Origin of the sequence: Dactylosporangium sp. NPDC051485, assembly GCF_040682015.1 — a bacterium.
Lineage (GTDB): Bacteria > Actinomycetota > Actinomycetes > Mycobacteriales > Micromonosporaceae > Dactylosporangium.
Window position 1 is genome coordinate 13,852 of record NZ_JBFAZW010000015.1, and the last position, 16,207, is coordinate 30,058.

15 protein-coding genes and 1 pseudogene are annotated in these 16,207 nt (G+C 70.7%); 7 read left to right on the top strand and 9 right to left on the bottom strand.

Features of this window, described 5'->3' with window-relative positions; all coding sequences use genetic code 11:
* Positions 1–437 precede the first annotated feature (437 nt).
* The 4 genes from AB0M46_RS10990 to AB0M46_RS11005 form a co-directional block, all read right to left on the bottom strand.
* The gene (locus tag AB0M46_RS10990; protein WP_363334736.1) at positions 438–650 is read right to left on the bottom strand and encodes a hypothetical protein; all 213 of its coding nucleotides are present in this window, start codon (positions 648–650) and stop codon (positions 438–440) included.
* Between the two features lie 325 nt (positions 651–975).
* Positions 976–2,451 (bottom strand): glycosyltransferase 87 family protein, encoded by a 1,476-nt coding sequence (locus AB0M46_RS10995; protein WP_363334738.1) that lies wholly within the window; start codon positions 2,449–2,451, stop codon positions 976–978.
* Positions 2,448–3,116 carry a DUF2064 domain-containing protein gene (locus tag AB0M46_RS11000; RefSeq protein ID WP_363334740.1) on the bottom strand — a complete coding sequence of 223 codons (669 nt, stop codon included), beginning with the start codon at positions 3,114–3,116 and terminating at the stop codon, positions 2,448–2,450. Before AB0M46_RS11000 ends, AB0M46_RS10995 begins: the two co-directional genes overlap by 4 nt.
* Positions 3,113–3,766 (bottom strand): glycosyltransferase family 2 protein, encoded by a 654-nt coding sequence (locus AB0M46_RS11005; RefSeq protein WP_363334932.1) that lies wholly within the window; start codon positions 3,764–3,766, stop codon positions 3,113–3,115. The genes AB0M46_RS11000 and AB0M46_RS11005 overlap by 4 nt, the downstream gene beginning before the upstream one ends.
* A 156-nt stretch (positions 3,767–3,922) precedes the next feature.
* Here AB0M46_RS11005 and AB0M46_RS11010 point away from each other — a divergent pair, with 156 nt between their 5' ends.
* Positions 3,923–4,975 (top strand): NAD-dependent epimerase/dehydratase family protein, encoded by a 1,053-nt coding sequence (locus AB0M46_RS11010; protein ID WP_363334742.1) that lies wholly within the window; start codon positions 3,923–3,925, stop codon positions 4,973–4,975.
* 141 nt (positions 4,976–5,116) lie between these two features.
* Here AB0M46_RS11010 and AB0M46_RS11015 read toward each other — a convergent pair.
* A pseudogene (locus AB0M46_RS11015) lies at positions 5,117–5,350 on the bottom strand (transposase domain-containing protein); the annotation flags it as partial.
* A gap of 422 nt (positions 5,351–5,772) precedes the next feature.
* Here AB0M46_RS11015 and AB0M46_RS11020 point away from each other — a divergent pair.
* Positions 5,773–6,918, top strand: coding sequence for a molybdopterin-dependent oxidoreductase (locus AB0M46_RS11020; RefSeq protein ID WP_363334744.1), 1,146 nt, complete (start codon positions 5,773–5,775; stop codon positions 6,916–6,918).
* Positions 6,915–7,385 carry a hypothetical protein gene (locus AB0M46_RS11025; protein ID WP_363334746.1) on the top strand — a complete coding sequence of 157 codons (471 nt, stop codon included), beginning with the start codon at positions 6,915–6,917 and terminating at the stop codon, positions 7,383–7,385. The genes AB0M46_RS11020 and AB0M46_RS11025 overlap by 4 nt, the downstream gene beginning before the upstream one ends.
* A 568-nt stretch (positions 7,386–7,953) precedes the next feature.
* Here AB0M46_RS11025 and AB0M46_RS11030 read toward each other — a convergent pair.
* Complete coding sequence (locus AB0M46_RS11030; RefSeq protein WP_363334748.1) at positions 7,954–8,181, bottom strand: DivIVA domain-containing protein; 228 nt, start codon at positions 8,179–8,181, stop codon at positions 7,954–7,956.
* A 334-nt stretch (positions 8,182–8,515) separates the two neighbouring features.
* On the opposite strand from AB0M46_RS11030, the gene AB0M46_RS11035 reads away from it, so the two are divergent.
* A complete protein-coding gene (locus AB0M46_RS11035) occupies positions 8,516–9,646 on the top strand; it encodes a glycosyltransferase (protein WP_363334750.1) in 1,131 nt (376 codons plus the stop codon).
* Between the two features lie 59 nt (positions 9,647–9,705).
* Positions 9,706–10,653, top strand: a complete 948-nt coding sequence (locus AB0M46_RS11040; RefSeq protein WP_363334752.1) for a glycosyltransferase — start codon at positions 9,706–9,708, stop codon at positions 10,651–10,653.
* Here AB0M46_RS11040 and AB0M46_RS11045 read toward each other — a convergent pair.
* Entirely contained in the window at positions 10,621–10,821 is a 201-nt protein-coding gene (locus AB0M46_RS11045; RefSeq protein WP_363334754.1) for a hypothetical protein, read from the bottom strand. The genes AB0M46_RS11040 and AB0M46_RS11045 overlap by 33 nt on opposite strands.
* A 505-nt stretch (positions 10,822–11,326) precedes the next feature.
* A complete protein-coding gene (locus AB0M46_RS11050; protein ID WP_363334934.1) occupies positions 11,327–12,070 on the bottom strand; it encodes an SDR family oxidoreductase in 744 nt (247 codons plus the stop codon).
* A 179-nt stretch (positions 12,071–12,249) separates the two neighbouring features.
* Between AB0M46_RS11050 and AB0M46_RS11055 the strand changes: the two genes are divergently transcribed.
* The gene (locus tag AB0M46_RS11055; protein ID WP_363334755.1) at positions 12,250–13,152 is read left to right on the top strand and encodes a hypothetical protein; all 903 of its coding nucleotides are present in this window, start codon (positions 12,250–12,252) and stop codon (positions 13,150–13,152) included.
* 1,187 nt (positions 13,153–14,339) lie between these two features.
* Positions 14,340–14,804 carry a hypothetical protein gene (locus tag AB0M46_RS11060; RefSeq protein WP_363334757.1) on the top strand — a complete coding sequence of 155 codons (465 nt, stop codon included), beginning with the start codon at positions 14,340–14,342 and terminating at the stop codon, positions 14,802–14,804.
* A 702-nt stretch (positions 14,805–15,506) separates the two neighbouring features.
* Here the strand turns inward: AB0M46_RS11060 and AB0M46_RS11065 are convergent.
* Entirely contained in the window at positions 15,507–16,175 is a 669-nt protein-coding gene (locus tag AB0M46_RS11065; RefSeq protein ID WP_363334759.1) for a TetR family transcriptional regulator, read from the bottom strand.
* Positions 16,176–16,207: the final 32 nt, after the last annotated feature.

Here is a 16,207-nt window from a genome sequence, read left to right on the forward strand (position 1 = left end):
AGCTGTCGCCACAGAGCGTGCCGGTCTTCGGGTCGGCCGCCGCGCGAGACTCGCGGCAGATCACGACACTTCCAGAGTGACGTTTCGTCCGGAGCTGCCTTGGCGGTGTCGCCGATCGCCTGATCCGCCAAGTGCTGCACCGGCACCGTGCCGACCCGGCAATGTCGAACACCCCCGCCGTGTAGCCCACGATTTCCTCGGTGTTCGCCCTCGTCTCAGACACTGGGGACCACCCTCATCTGCTGCAGGATCAGCGCGCCATTGGGGATCTCGATGCCCTCACAAGAGAGGCGACCGCCGAATCGTCCTTACGTCGGCATCAGGCGCCCTCTCCGCCGACCGCCCAGATCACCACACTTCTTGCAGATCAAGGTCGACGCCTCCGGCCGGGCCGTCCTGATGCCCCGCAGTGCACCTGGGTTCCGTGGAAGGCGGCTTCAGGTGACGGTCTCGATGCGGGTCATGTCGGGATCGGACCGTGGCAGGTCGACCTCGTTCCGCCACGCGAGGATGGGTTTGGCTTGAACGCTCTGTGCCGCGCCGCCCGGCGGCATCGGCTCCGCTACACCGACCGGGAAGCTGACGCCGGGGCTGCCCGCCGGGATCGTCACCGTAGCCGGCACGGTTACGTCAGGCGTGTCGCTCGCCAACGCCATCACGGTCCCTGACGGGTTGGTGCGCCGATACCTATCGGGAGCTCGCCGCCCGTGCTCGGGCGCGCCACGCTACTGCCGAGGGCGAACGTCGCGGGGACGACCACCAATGTCGCGATGGCCCGGGGTGCCGAGGCTGGCCGATGGCCGCACGATTGACTGTGTGTCGGCGCTGGGGACATGGGCCGGGAAGGCGGCACTCGTCTGGCCTGCCTCGACCAGGACGTAGGGCGGCAGGTACACGCCGGGCCCATGGCTGGTGTTGCTCTAGAGGTTTACCGTGGAAACTCACGCCCGATGGTGCTGGGTGCCGACGCGGTGCTCACGTATCGACGCCGGGTGTTTGCGGCGTAGGCGCTGTCCTCGACCGGCGTCGGTGGAGCGCGGCGACGATCACGACGGCGAGCGCGGCGGCATAGCCGATCCGCTGCGTGGATGCCGTGGTGAGGTGCAGGTTGGGGGCGTACTGGGCGAGGTAGGGGGCCGCCGCGACGGCCAGCCACTCGGTCCGGCCGCCGAGGGCGACCAGCAGGACGAGCAGCAGTGCGTACCAGGGGTAGCTGGGCGCGGTGACGAGCAGCGCCGTGCCGGTCATGGTGGTAGCGGCCAGCCATGGCCGGTCCGGGTCGGCGGTGCGGACCGAGCGCAGCGCCACCACGGTGAGGACGGCGACCGCGACCGACCCGGCCCAGGTCGTCGGCATGAACAGGGTCAGCAGGGGGAACCGGGCGCCGGTGGCGTAGCCCTCTTCGGTGAGGTACCCGGGGATGTAGCCGATCACTTGGGTGCCGACGGCGAGCAGGTGGGGCAGGTAGACCGCGGCGACCGCGGTGGCGGTGGCCGTGGCGACGAGGACCGGGCGTCGGCGCAACACGGCAGGGGTGATCAGCAGCGGGGTGAGCTTGGTGGCGACGGCGAGCCCGAGCAGGGCGCCGCCGAGGGTGCTGGCGCGGCGGGTGCTCGCCCGGGCGAGGACGAGCAGGGCCAGGCCGGTGAGGAACGCGGCGGCGACGTCGACGTGGGCGTTGTTGCCTGCTTCCAGCGCGACCGTGGGACACCACGCCCACAACACCGCCAGCCGGGGGTCGGCGCCCGTCGCCCGTAGCCCGATCAGCAGCAGGATCGTGGTGGCCAGCGCGAACCCGGCCATCACCAGCTGCAGTGGCACCTGCCGGCTGTGCGGCGGCGACACGACGTGCACGGCGGCAAAGAGCGCCTGGGCGACCGGCGGGTAGATGGTGTGTACGGTCGGCCGGTTGATCACCGTGCAGCCTGCCGCGAGTGGACGGCCGTGGTCGGGGTCGACGGCGTCGGCCGGGACGCACCAGTTCGCATTCGGGGGCCACAGGAAGTCGTTGCGCAGGCCGGTCAGCTCGGGTGCGGCCGGGACGTAGCGGTAGGGGTCGATGCCGACGGCTTGTACCTGGCCGTCCCAGATGTAGCGGTACATGTCGTCGCTGCTGCGGGGCGGCGCGCTTGCGGCCGCCAGCGGCAGCACGGCGCCGCCGAGCAGGATGAGCACCGTGGCCGTGCGGACCGGGAGCCGGTGCACCAGCCACCCCCCGACGGCGAAGACCAGCCAGGCGGCGCCGACGAAGACGACTGCCCGGGTCGGGCCGGTGAGGCCCGGCGCGACCGCATCGGGCTGGGCTACGAGTACGGCGAGGGTCGCCCCGGTCGCGAGGGCGCCGGCGACGGCGAGTCCGTGTTCGATTGCTCGGCGCCAGCGCAGGTGCGGGGTCGGCGGCGCGTTGTCGGTGGCCATGCCGGGTGCGGCGGGCGGCTGGGCGGCGGTCACCGAGGGCCGGGCGCGGTTGGCGCCGCGGCCGGATCCGGCGTTGGCAGGTGCGCCCGTACGGCCGCGGCGAAGCGGCTGTCGGGGCACTGCGCGGCGACGGCGTGGGCGTCGGCGACCGTGTCGACGTCGCGGAGCGCGGGCAGCAGGGTGACGGTGAGGCCCAGTCCGGCTAGCGCGGCGAGGGTGTGCCGGCCGGTGTCCGGGGTGGACATCGGTACGCCGCGCAGCACGGCGGCGTGCGCCGGGTCGGGCAGGCCCAGGGTCCACCAGCCGCCGTCGTGGGCAGGTCCGAGCACGGCGTCGGCGCCGTCGAGGAGCGCCTGCACGGCGGTAGCCAGCAGCACTGCGGTCAGCTGCGGGGTATCCATACCGAACAGGAGTGTGGCGGTATCCGGTAGGGCTGTGTCGGCGTAGGCGTGGACCAGCCGCTGTGCGAGGCCGTCGCCGCGCTGGGTCACGGTATGCCAGCCGGCCGGCGCAAGGTACCGCCCGCTGAGCACGATGGTGCGGCGGATCGCGGGGGTGGTGTCGAGGACGTCGATGGTGTCGGCCAGTGCGGCCGCGGCGATCGCGGCCGCCTGCCGGCCGGTGGCGGGCGGGCAGAGCCGAGTCTTGACCCGACCGGGTGCCGGCGCCTTGGCGAACAGCAGGAGTTGGATGTTCATGTGGACAGGACCTTGGCCATGTCGTGGACGGCCTGTGCGGTGCCCCGAACGGTGCCGGTCACCTTCGATCGGGTTCCGGCCGTGCGGGGGGCGTAGTCGACGTCGGTCTCGTGGATGCGCCAGCCGGCCCGGGCCGCCGCGACCACCATTTCGAGGGGGTAGCCGGAGCGCCGGTCGCGCAGGCTCAGGGCGAGCAGGTCAGCGCGGCGGGCGGCGCGCATCGGGCCGAGGTCGTGCAGCGGCACGCCGATCCCGCGGCGAAGCCGCCGGGCGAGTAGGGCGTTGGCGAGCCGGGCGTGCACCGGCCAGGCCCGGCGGGTCGTCGGCCGGCGCCGGCCGAGCACCACGTCGGCGGTGCCGGCGCGGATGGGGTCGGTCACCCGGGAGAGCTGCTGCGGGTCGAACGAACCGTCGGCGTCGCAGAAGCACACGATGTCGGCGGTGGCGGCCAGCAGCCCGGCATGCGCGGCCGCGCCGAAGCCGCGTTGCGGCACGTGCACGACGGTGGCGCCGTGGGCGGCGGCGACCTCGGGTGAGCCGTCGGTGGAGCCGTTGTCGGCGACGATCGGCCGGTATCCGGCGGGCATCCGGGACAGCAGCCACGGCAGCGCGGGTGCCTCATTGAGACAGGGCAGCACGACATCCGTCACGATCGGACGGTACCCAACGCCGGGGCAGGCCGATCCACGGTTCGGCGAACCGAGGATGCTACGACGTGCGAACGCGGCCGCCGACGGACGCTTCGGCGGGTAGAGTCGCCGGTGTGGCCGCTTGCGGCAACCGCCCACCGGGGGAGGAATCGGCGGATGCGGGTACTGGTCACCGGCGGTGCCGGATTCATCGGTGCGCACGTGGTGGAGCTGCTGATGGCGGCCGGGCACGACGTGGTCGCGTTCGACGTGCTGCACCCGGCCGCGCACCGCGGCCTGCCTGACGCGCCGTCGGATGCGGATGTACCGCTGGTGCGCGGCGACGTTCGCGACCCCGAGGCGGTGGCCGCCGCGCTGCGCGGGGTCGACGCGGTGGTGCACCAGGCCGCGATGGTCGGTATGGGCGTGGACATGGCTGACCTGCCTGACTACGTCGGCTGCAACGACCTTGGCACCGCGGTGCTGCTGGCCGAGATGGCGCGCGCCGGCCTGCGGCGGCTGGTGCTGGCGAGCTCGATGGTGGTCTACGGCGAGGGGGCGTACGCCTGCCCGGTGCACGGCGCGGTCCGGCCGGCCCCGCGGGCGGTGGATGACCTGGCGGCCGGCCGGTTCGAGCCGACATGCCCGCGCTGCGCCGTGCCGCTGGTCCCGGGGTCGGTCGACGAGGACGCGGAGCTGGAGCCGCGCAGCGTCTATGCGGCGACCAAGCTGGCCCAGGAGCACCTGACCGCCGCGTGGGCGCGTGCCGTCGGGGCGAATGCGGTGGCGCTGCGCTACCACAATGTGTATGGGCCGCGGATGCCGCGCGACACCCCGTACAGCGCAGTGGCGGCGATCTTCCGCTCTGCGCTGGAGCGCGGCGTGGCGCCGCGAGTGTTCGAGGACGGCGGACAGCGCCGCGACTTCGTCCACGTCCGCGACGTGGCGATGGCGAACGCGGCCGCGCTGGACGCCACCGGCGGGCCGCCTGGCGGGTTCCGGGCGTACAACATCGCCTCCGGCCAGCCACGCACAGTGGGTGAGCTGGCCGCCGCGCTGGCGACGGCCTGTGGCGGTCCACCGCCGGTGGTGACCGGCGAGTTCCGGGCCGGCGACGTACGGCACGTGGTCGCCTCGCCCGAACGGGCCCGTCGGGAGCTCGGCTTCAACGCGACGGTCGGCTTCGAAGAGGGCCTCGCCGAATTTGCCCGCGCGCCGCTGCGGGTTTGAACAGCGACCACTGGTTGTGGTTCGCACGTTGTAATAGTACCCGCGACCTGGCCATCGACTCGCCGCGATGACTGGGCAGCCAGCCGAGCGGTTGGTCTGGGCGCTGCCTGAGCCGCGGGTGCCCGCGCCGGACTGGCGGTGCTTGCGGCACCTTTCCCAGGTCGCTCGGTAGGAACAGCGCTCGAACAGGGCGAGCGCGAGGACGAAGTACACCACGACCCGAGACGGCAGCAGCCGCAGCCGTTTCTCGCGTGTCCCGGTCTCTGCCAGCACGGCGTCGACCAGGTCGAAGTCGATGATCTGGGTCAACTCGCCCAGAGGTCCGGGCGCGTGCACACCTGGCGCCCGTGTCGTGGGACTGTGGGTGTTCCGCAGCGCTTCGGGCTCGATCCCGCCGCGGATGGGTGAGTGGTCGGCGCTGATGTCATGGGCGATGACCTGCCCGAAGAACGGCCGTCCAGCGGTCTCGGCCGGGTCGGCGGGCTGGCCGAGCAACGCAGCGGGCGTCGAAAGAAGCGGCCATGATCGTCACCGGCCGGCCCGGCCGCCTGCCGGGTCCAGGTTCAGGTTTGCCACGTGGACGGGCGGGAACCTGGCAGGGTCTGGATGGCTCGTGTACGAGAGGCAACGGGGGAGTGGCGGACGATCAGGCGAGTCCGGGCGCAGCGTCACCAGGCCGCCAGCCGGCTGGGCCGCCGGGACCGTTGCGTCGCGAATTCTGGCGCAGCCCGATCCGCGGTCCCTGGCTGACGTCGGTGTTCGGCCTGGTGCTGCTGGCGGGGGTCACAGTGCTGTTCGTGACGGGCCTGTTGTCCTACGCCGCCTACAACCCCGACCTGGGCAATGACACCACCCCGGACAAAGGGCTGCTGGGCTTCTACCTGTTCGACTGGCCGACGCACCCGGCCTGGCTGTACCGGCTCACCCAAGGCCTGCACGTCACGCTCGGCGTCGTGCTCGTTCCGGTGCTGCTGGCCAAGCTGTGGTCGGTCATCCCGAAGCTGTTCGACTGGCCGCCCGTGCGCAGCCCCGCACAGGCCCTGGAACGGCTGTCGCTGCTGCTGCTGGTCGGCGGGGCGATCTTCGAGTTCGTCACGGGCCTGCTCAACATCCAGCTGTTCTACGTCTTCCCCGGCTCCTTCTACAGCCTGCACTTCTACGGCGCCTGGGTCTTCGTCGCCGCGTTCGCCGCCCACGTCGCCCTGAAACTCGGCAAGATGACGCGGGCCCTGCGCTCGCGCCGACTCCGCGACGAGCTCCGCACCGACCTGGCGCACACCCGTCCCGAGCCCGCTGACCCGGACGGCCTCGTGTCACCCGCACCGGCCGCGCCGACGATCTCGCGGCGCGGCGCGGTGGGGCTGGTCGGCGCCGGCTCCCTGCTGCTGCTCGCGGTGACGGTCGGGCAGAGCCTTGGCGGCTGGGCGCGGTACACGGCACTGCTGGCCCCCCGCAACCGCAACCCCGGCGGCGGACCCAACGGCTTTCAGATCAACAAGACGGCCTCGTCCGTCGACATCACGGCGACCGATGTCGGCGATGCGTGGCGACTGGTCGTGCGGGGTGGCGACCGTGAGCTCACCCTGACCCGGGAGCAGCTGCTCAAGCTGCCGCAGCACGCCGCCGCACTGCCGATCGCCTGCGTCGAAGGGTGGTCCACCGAGGATCAGCACTGGAGTGGGGTGCGCCTGGCCGACCTGGCCGACCTCGTCGGCCTGCCCGGCGCGGCGAACGTCCTGGTGGAATCCGTGCAGCGGACCGGGTCCTTCCGGTCCGCCGTCCTGCGCGACAACCAGATCCGCGACCTGCGATCGCTGCTCGCCCTGCGGGTCAACGGCGCGGACCTTTCGCTCGACCACGGCTATCCCGCTCGTGTGATCGTGCCGGCCAACCCGGGTGTGAACAACACCAAGTGGGTGGGCGCACTCACCTTCCGGGCGTGAGCATGGCCCGCTTCATCCGCTGGTACGGCGCGAACCCGTTGCACCTGCTCGCCCTCATCTGCGCATTCGCGGTGGCCGGCTACGCGGCCGTGCGACTGTTCGCGGTGCAGCCTATCGGCGTGGCCGTGTGGCTGGTCGGCGCGGCGATCGCGCACGACCTGATCCTGTTCCCGCTGTACGCGATCACCGACCGATCGGCCCGGTCGGTGCTGCACCGCCGCGCCGCCGATCTGCGCACGATCCCGTGGATCAACTACCTGCGCGTACCGACAGTGCTGTCCGGCCTACTGCTGCTGGTGTGGTTCCCGCTGATCTTCAGGATGGTGCCCGGCTTCGAAGCCGCCACCGCGTTGCCACAGGACGTCTACCTCGGCCGCTGGTTAGCGATTACCGCCGTGCTGTACGGCGGTGCAGCCCTCGCCTTCGCCCTGTCAGTACGCCGGACCCGCCCGGCCGGCGGCGAATAGCGCGTACGAAAGGCTCATTGCAAGTCGCCGGTTCCGAAGCTCCTCATCAAGGCGGAGCCCGGCGCCATCTTGGTCGGGCGCACCTAGAGACCACCGCACAAGGGATCCACTTCGTCCAGGAAGACTCCCCGGATGAGATTGGCGCTGCACTCCGCGAATTCGTCGCGTCGTATGAGGCCAAGTGGCGAGAGCAACTCACCCAGACATGCCTGAGACTGCGACCGATCAAGCGCTCCGCCGTCGCTTCGGGATGGCGTGACGCCACGTCTAGGGCGCGTCGGCGTGGCCACTGACCGAACCCGACAACGGCACCGACCCACAGCCGCTGTTCGCCCAACCGTGGGATCTGACGTTCGGGAAGGGCGATCTCGGGCCGCTCATCCGGTCCCAAGACGAAGTAGGCGAGAAGCGCATTTCGTCAGCGGTGGCGTCGAACTGGGTGGTCGCCACACTTCGGCCGCGCTGATGCGCTTCGCTCGTGCCGTCGATTCCCGCGACACACGCTGCGCGCAAGGCGGCGGGAGGGGGAGTGCGTCCAACTTTCGCTCGTCGTCGTCGCAATGTCAGGTCAGGTCCGGTCGTCGGGGCGGCCCTTGGCGATCCGGCGCAGGTAGTGGTCGACCTCCCGGCGGTTGTACCCGCGGAGGGTCACCCGGAAGCTGACCGCCTTGGCGTCGGCCTGAGCCCTGGACCGTCGGGCCGGGTCGTTGGATGCGATGGCGTCATTGGCCGTCTGGACGAACTTGTCGACCTCGGGCCGATCGTAGCCACGGAACTCGGTCGCGAACTGTGTCATACCTGCGAGTTTGCCCCTTCCCGAAGCAGAGTCGCACTTACATTGATCGATCAACGTCGAAGGTCTCCGCGGGCCGCACGCGAGACGCGGACTGGTTCGTTCTGACACGTTGTGCCGCGTGCTACGGTCAGTAGCGTTGACCCGTCTCGATCGATGTCCCGGGTTGGTGGCGGCAGATCGCCGTCCTGATGGTGCTCGCACCGATTGACCAGCGCCGGGTAAGCCATCTGCGCTCGCCGGCCGGCGCCGCACCCACCAGTGAAGGGTGGGTCATGCCAAGAACGAACGGCTACCGCTGCGTCGATGTCGATGCTCGGCGGGACGGTCCTGTGCGATGACGATTTCCTACGGATTTCTGAGCACGTACCCGCCGACCCAGTGCGGGTTGGCGACGTTCACGGCATCGTTGCTGCGCGCGCTCACGTTGCCGGCCGGCGGGGACCGGGCGGGTGTGGTGCGCGTGGTGGAGTCAGCGGCGTACGCGGATCGCCAGGAGGTCGTCGGACACCTGCTGGTGAACGCCCCCGAGGCCGAGGCGGCAGCCACCGCCGCACTCGACCGCCATGACGTCGTGATCGTCCAGCACGAGTACGGGATCTACGGCGGCGCCGACGGGGAGGACCTGCTGCCGGTGCTGCGCGGGCTCCGCGCCCCCGTGATCGCGGTGCTGCACACCGTGCTGGGCCGGCCTACCGTGCACCAGAAAGCAGTGCTCGAACAGGTCGTCGCGCTCGCCGGCGCCGCCGTCACCATGACCGAGGCTGCCCGCGCGCGGCTGGTCGCAGAGTATGGCGTGAACCCGGACAAAGTCACCATCATCCCGCACGGTGCACCCGACCGGCCGCCGCTGCGGCTGCTCAACCCGTCGGGTGAACCCACCATCCTGACGTGGGGGCTGCTGGGCCCCGGCAAGGGGCTTGAGTGGGCGATCGGCGGGCTGCGGTTGGTTCGCCACCTGCTGCCGCGGCCACGCTACGTGATCGCGGGACAGACGCACCCCAAAGTGCTCATCGAGCAGGGCGAGGCATACCGGCTCATGCTGTACTCGCGGGTCCGGGCGCTCGGCGTCGCCGGTCTGGTCACGTTCGAGCGCGCCTACCTCGATCAGGTCCGCCTCGACCGGCTGGTAGGGCGCGCCGATGTCGTGCTGCTGCCGTACGACTCGCCGGACCAGGCGACCTCGGGAGTGCTCGTCGAGGCGTTGGCGGCGCACAAGCCCGTCATCGCCACCGCCTTCCCCCACGCGGAGGAGTTGCTCGGCGGCGGTGCCGGCCTGCTCGTGCCGCACCGGGACGCTCCGGCGATCGGCGCCGCTCTCAAGCGCGTGCTTACCGAGCCCGACCTGGTCGCCGACATGTACGACAAAGCCAAGCTCATCTCGCAGCGCAGCCAATGGAAACTCGTCGCCGAGCGCTACCGCGCGCTGGCGACGACGCTGCTGAGCCGGACGCCGGTTCCGCTGTGACCGGGCGCTACCCGGCGCCGTCGTACGACCACCTGCTGCGGCTCAGCGACGACGTTGGGTTGCTCGAGCACGCCGATCACGCCGTCCCCCGCCATCGGCACGGCTACTGCGTCGATGACGTGGCGCGCGGCCTCATGGTGCTCTGCCGAGAGCTGGACCCATCTGAGGCGTTGTTGCGGCAGGCGGAGGTGTACCTCGCATTCATCGTTCATGCGCAGTCGCCAGACGGGGCGTTTCACAACCGCCTCGGGTACGACCGGCGTTGGCTGGACGAGCCCGGCACCGGTGACTGGTGGGGCCGTGCGGTGTGGGGAGTCGGCACCGCCGCGGCGCGCAGCCCGCTGCGCTCTGTCCGGGAGCGTGCCCTGACGTGTTTCGAGTCTGCCGCCCGTTGCCGGTCACGCTGGCCCCGGTCAATGGCCTACGCCGCGCTCGGGGCCGCCGAAATCCTGTCGGTGCGGCCGGGTCATTCGGGCGCGCGCTGGCTGCTCAACGACGCGGCGGTGACCCTTCGCGTCGCCGGCGCCGATCGCGGCTGGCCGTGGCCCGAGCCCCGGCTGACGTATGCCAACGCGCTCATCCCGGACGCTATGATCGCCGCCGGACAGCACCTCGAGCGCCCGGCCGTGCTGACCGACGGGCTGCGCCTGCTCCACTGGCTGCTTGAGGAGGAGACGCACGACGGGCACCTGTCCTGCACCCCGGTCGGGGGCCGGCAGCCCGGCGACAAGCCGCCGGCTTTCGACCAGCAGCCGATCGAGGCGGCCACGATCGCCGATGCCTGCGTGCGCGCCCTCGACGTCACCGGTGACGAACGGTGGCAGGCCGGGCTCGCTTCGGCGGTGGGCTGGTTCATGGGAGACAACGACGCCGGCATCAGTCTGCGCGATCCGGACACCGGCGGCGGTTACGACGGGCTCACCGCCGGCGGGTATAACGCGAATCAGGGCGCGGAGTCCACGCTCGCCCTGCTGTCAACCCTCCAGCACGCCCGCCGGTTGGCCTGACCACCGGCGGATCATGCGGCGGCGCTCGCGCGCCGCCTGGGAGGATGATCGAGTGCGCAGCCCGTCACCACGAGCACGCTCCACCAGCATCGCGATCAACTGCTCATCCGTGACCGCACCCGCCGACCCGGCGGCCGGCTCCTGCTCGACGGTGAGATCCGTCGTCATCTGGCGTCTCTCCCTTGATCGACAGATCCGCCGTTATTTCCAGTCCCGGTCTCCGCCAACGGCGGCAAGCTACAAACCTCCAGCCGCATCGTCGGCGCGGAGACCTGGTGCTTTCTGGCTGTCGCGGTTCTGGCCTTCTCCGGCGCTGTCGGCCTCGCTGCCGCAGCCCTGCTATCCCGGCATCAGCACAACATCGACGCCGACTTCGCGCGACTGGGTGTTCGGCCCGACGGCCCGACGACCTACAAGCGCGAGGCCGTCTGGTGACCGCAGGCTCAGACCACCTGGATCTACCGGGTCCGCAAGATAGGTTCTGATCAACTCCCACGCCGAGATAGCAGGTCAGCCCCATGCTGCTGTCGAAACGGTGGGCGGTCGGCCAATGGTTCGCGGCCTTCAACCAGCGCCTGACCTGCTACGACGCACTACCTTGCGGCTTACAGTAGCTTCGGGAGTACTGGGCCGTGAAGCTCGAATGAAGCAGTCCGATGGTTGCGGTACAACCTCAGTCGGTGTTGTCCAGGCTGAGTGGGCCGGTCAACGCGCCACCGTCGACCGGCAGGATGACACCGGTGATCCAGGACGCGTCATCGGAGGCGAGGAATGCTACCGCGGCTGCGACGTCTTCCGGCTCGCCGACCCGGCCGGCCGGGTACCGTCGGGCCAGCCGCTCGAGGATGGCCAGTTTCTCGGGGCCGGCCTGCGTCCAGGCGGGCGTTCGAATGGTGCCCGGTGCGACGAGGTTGAACCGCACACCGCGCGATGACGAGCCCTGGCGCGCCAGCTTGCGAGGCGAGCACAGCACGGCGAGGTTCTGGTTGAGGCTTTGCAGGCTGGCCTTCGCGGCGGAGTACACCAGGTCACCGAAGGCTGCCAGGCCGTTCACCGACCCTATCGTCACCACGCTGCCGCCGACCGGTGAGGTGAGCAGGTGTGGCAGGGCGGCCTGGATGCACCGGACGGCGCCATGCAGCGTCGGCTCGCTCTGGTCGCGCCATGCCGCCTCGTCGATCTCTTCGAACGATGTTCCCAGGGACACGCCGACGTTGTTCACCAGCACGTCCAACCGGCCGTGTCGGTGCACGACCGCCGCCACCGCGGCGTCGACCGCGGTGCGGTCGGTGACGTCGCAGACCTGCGCCACCGCGTCGGCGCCGGTCCCGGCCAGGTGATCGGCCGCCGCGGTGACCGCGCGTTCGTCGAGGTCGCGATGGGCGACCGTCGTCGCCGTGGTCGGGCTCGGCCCGATCGAGGAGCGCGTGGTCGGCGACGGGTCGCGGTGTCTCCCAGTGCTGCAGGTCCGCTTGGCCGGCGAGCCTGAGGGTGGGAGTGTCTGCTGTTCAGGCGATTCTTATCCAATTTGGCGTAGATTTGCCAAATTTGCCCGCTGTTGCCGGGTCCGGCGACCGACTGGTGCAAGGAGCTCTCGTGAAGCATGCCGAGGACGCCAACAAAACGCAGTTCACCCACGGCGGCCGGTACGTCATGAAGAAGCTGCCCGAGGTCACCCTCGCGTTCTGGATCATGAAGATCGCCGCCACGACCCTGGGTGAGACCGCCGGAGACCTGTTCGCCCAGACCCTCAAGCTGGGGTACTTCCTCACCACGATCGCCCTGTTCGGCATGTTCGTGGTCACGTTGCTGGTGCAGTTGCGTTCCCGCAGGTACAACCCCTTCTTCTACTGGACGGTCATTCTGTCCACGAGCATGGCCGGCACGACCATGTCGGACTTCATGAACCGCGACGCGACCGCGAAGTACCTTCCCGCCGGCGCCGATGCGCTCGGCTGGGGGCCGCAGGGATTGGGACTGGGCTACCCGACCGGCGCGGCGATCCTCGTCGCGCTGTTGATCGCCATCTTCGTGGCGTGGCGGTACACCGGGCTAACGTTCGCCATCCGTGACATCGACACGTTACGCGGCGAGGCGCTGTTCTGGTCGGCGATCCTGGTCTCCAACACGCTGGGCACGTCGATGGGCGACTTTCTGTCCGACAGCTCCGGCCTTGGCTACGGCGGCGGGGCCCTGCTCGTCACCGGGGCCCTCGTGGCCCTGGCCGCCCTCAAGTACGTTCCCGTTGTGCCGAATGTCGCGTTGTTCTGGGCCGCGTTCGTGCTGACCCGGCCGCTGGGCGCCACCGCCGGCGACCTCCTCACCAAACCCGCCGCCAAGGGCGGCCTGAACCTGGGCACACTCGGCTCGTCCGCGGTCCTGCTCACGGTCCTGTTCGCGCTCATGGCCTACGCCCATGTCAGAGACCGCAAGCACGGCGCGCGTTTCCACGAGCGCCGTAGCGGAGCCGTCGGCGATCGGCTACCAACAGACGGGTGAACGCCCGAAGCTCGTGCGCGTACGCGCCATCGGCTTTCCCGGACGCCGGATGGACCGCGATTTCCTGAGAACACGCTGAGTTCGAGGGGGCTCCCCGAATCGGTGACGTCGGGGCGACGGGTACATGTTGTAGACCACGTTGCAGCCAGCCCATCCCAGGTGCAGCCGATGTCTCGGCACTGTCAACGCGCTTGGGGGCGCAGGTCAGCGGGGTCCCTCGGCATCTGACGTTCGGCGGTCCGCGTCCGGTTCCACCCGGGCGACGCGGTCGAGGTGCCCCGCCCGCCGACCCGCTCGTCGGAGGTGATCACCGGGCACATGCCGCAGGCGACCGCCGGGCGGGCCCTCGGCGCGGCCCTCAACCGCAACGCCGGCCCTGCGGTGGCGTTCCCGGTCGCCGCGGCCCTCGACGCGGCCATCGCCGACGGCACCCCCGGCGCGCTTCGGCGTGGTCAAGGAGATCGCCCGGCACGCCACCCTGAACTTCGGCGGCGAGCTGCGCCGGCAGTTCTCTGTGCAGGGGTCGGGCAACGACTTCAGCCTCACCGCCGCCGTCGCGGACAACCGTGGCGAGTCGGCGCTGTTCGACGTGACCGCGCCGCCGGGCCGGCCGCCGAGCTGCGGCTGTGGGTGCCGCACCCCTACACCGAACCGGCGCTGCCACAGACGGCGACATCTTGGAGTCTGTTACCGCACTCCTCGGCGTCGTCACCGACGGGCTGAGCACCGATGTCGCCGTTCCATTCGCGCTCGGTCCCGTCGGGGTCGGCGTGTGCGGCGAGGTGTTCGCGGTAGGCGGCGATGGTGAGCAGGTCCCGGCCGCGGACGCCGTAGTCGTCAGTATCCGGGCGCCGCCGATGACCTGGTCCGCGACACGTGCACCGGCCGCTGAAGGTAGCGCGGAACAACCCACCCCTGAGGGTAGGCAACGGGCCCGGATCGAGTAGGTGAGGTCGGCCGGAGCCGGAGCGAGCTAGCGTCTGAGCTGGTTGCGTGGTGGTGCGCCGAATGTGCTCAGCCGCGGGGGAAGGGATTTCGCCATGTCATCGACTGCAGCCCTGCTCGCCATCGTCCTGCTAGTACTCATTCTTGCCGGTGTTGCGGCTGCGACATTCGGCCGATTCCGCCGTTCGCCGCGCCGGCGCGGGCAGCGGCTCCGCGGCGCCGGCAGGACGGGTGGTACCGCAATGCATGACGGCAGCTCGATCGATCCGGCGGCGGCCAGCGCGGCACCACCGCCCTCCCAAGAGCCACCACCACCCACAGATGCCGACGCTGCCGGCGGCCCGGCCTATGCGACACCGGCCGGCGGCGACGCCTACGGGACGGACGACAAGGGCGCGCAGCAGCCAACCCACCAGCCGCGGGCGGCCTCCAACACGCAGCAGCCGGGGATCTGGGACGCCACGCAGACCGAGGACTTCCGGCGCCGCTGGCACAGGGTGGAGAGCCGGTTCGTCCAGGACCCGCCGGGCAGCGTTACCGAGGCTCGGCAGCTGGTGGATGAGGCGGTGAAGGCCCTCGCCGAAAGCGTGCACAGCCGCGAGGAGCAGTTCGCTCGCGGCAGCGCGCAGGCGTCCGACAGCATCGCGGACATGCGTGACTCCGTGCTGCAGTACCACCGCCTGCTCGATCGGTTGTTGTCCGTCTGAGCCGGCTCCCTCAGGTCGCATCGGGCACGACGTGCCCGGCAGCGGCACTGTGCACCGGTGGCCTGGACGAGAGCCGGTCACCGGCCGCGGCTGCGGCCTCGGCGAGGGGCGGCAGCGGCAGCAAAATGGCCGTAGATCGGTACCGCGGTGAACAGCACGCGCACGCCGCTCATTTTCGCTGGGACGCCCCTGGGCGCGCCTCAGCGTTTGTGGGAGGCATTCCGGCACCACCTTCGCTGTGTTGCTCAGAGGTGGGCGACGATCGACGTCGCAAGCGCGAGCCACTGACGGGTCGTCGAACAGGCACGTCGGCGGAAGCTGGTCGGGTCTGGACTCCGCTTCCCGGGTCGATGCCGAGCGCATCTGCGACCATCCGGGCGGTCACGACCTCGCACGGGTCGTGAGTCACCGGCGCGTGGGCGCGCGGCGGGGCGCCGCGGACGCCTGCCTGGACGCGCTACCCGAGGACGCGTACCTCATCCGCGTCCACATTCACTGCTGAGCCGGGCAGTTGCGGCTGGTCAGGTCGCGGTCGGGGGACTGGGGGCCGGGCGGCACCGGACACGCCCCGGTCAGGAGAACATCACGGCCATCCGCGCAGCCTGCCCGGGCGGCCGACCCGACACGAGAGCCGTCGCGCAGCCCGAAATAGTTGCTCGCGGCGTGCAAGCAGGTTGACGGTCGTGCGCGCCACGGTCGATATCACCGGCCGGCGGTCTTGCCGGGCCAGCCTGGTCTGGTCAGTTGGGTGCGGGCCAGGGGTAGGAGCAGGTTGTCCACGATGGACTCGATCTGCTGGTCGGTGCTGCGGGGTTGTCCGCTGATGCAGTTGTACATGAGCATTGCGGGTCCGGCCATGGCGAAGGTTGTGTCGCGTTCCTTGTCGGGGGCGGCTGGTGTGTGCCGGTGCAGGAGGGTGAGGATGCGGTCCTGGCAGGGGTCGGTGACCCGGGTTTGGAACAGCTCCCGTAGCAGGGTCACGTCGCTGCCGCTCTCCGCGGCGACGGCCTGGAACGCGGCGCCTTTGGAGCCGAACAGCGCCGAGTCGAAGTAGCGGAGCAGGGTCAGCAGGCCGTCCCGCAGCGGGGTGTGCTCGGGCAGGTCCGGCGGTTGCGGTAGCAGGTTGCCCAGGGCGTCGCGGACCAGTGCGTCCCGGTTGTCCCAGCGGCGGTAGAGGGCGGCCTTGCCGGTGTTGGCCGCCGCCGCGACGCCCTCCATGCTGAGCCTGGCGTAGCCGACGGTGCCGAGCTGTTCGATGACCGCTTCGAAGATGGCGCGCTCCAGATCCGCACCGCGTCGACGGGTCTGCGTCCTGCTCCCGTGCTCCGAGTCGTCCTGCGGATCGGCCATCAGCACCTTCCTGCCCTGCATGCGTCCTCGTCGCGGAGTCGGGTTGCTTGTCA

What these genes read in the sequence shown, in the direction of transcription:
- AB0M46_RS11045 (WP_363334754.1), bottom strand. Translation starts at nt 10,821, where the DNA reads ATGACGACGGATCTCACCGTCGAGCAGGAGCCGGCCGCCGGGTCGGCG.
- AB0M46_RS11030 (WP_363334748.1), bottom strand. Translation starts at nt 8,181, where the DNA reads ATGACACAGTTCGCGACCGAGTTCCGTGGCTACGATCGGCCCGAGGTC.
- AB0M46_RS11035 (WP_363334750.1), top strand. Translation starts at nt 8,516, where the DNA reads ATGACGATTTCCTACGGATTTCTGAGCACGTACCCGCCGACCCAGTGC.
- AB0M46_RS11010 (WP_363334742.1), top strand. Translation starts at nt 3,923, where the DNA reads ATGCGGGTACTGGTCACCGGCGGTGCCGGATTCATCGGTGCGCACGTG.
- AB0M46_RS11060 (WP_363334757.1), top strand. Translation starts at nt 14,340, where the DNA reads ATGCATGACGGCAGCTCGATCGATCCGGCGGCGGCCAGCGCGGCACCA.
- AB0M46_RS11000 (WP_363334740.1), bottom strand. Translation starts at nt 3,116, where the DNA reads ATGAACATCCAACTCCTGCTGTTCGCCAAGGCGCCGGCACCCGGTCGG.
- AB0M46_RS11065 (WP_363334759.1), bottom strand. Translation starts at nt 16,175, where the DNA reads ATGCAGGGCAGGAAGGTGCTGATGGCCGATCCGCAGGACGACTCGGAG.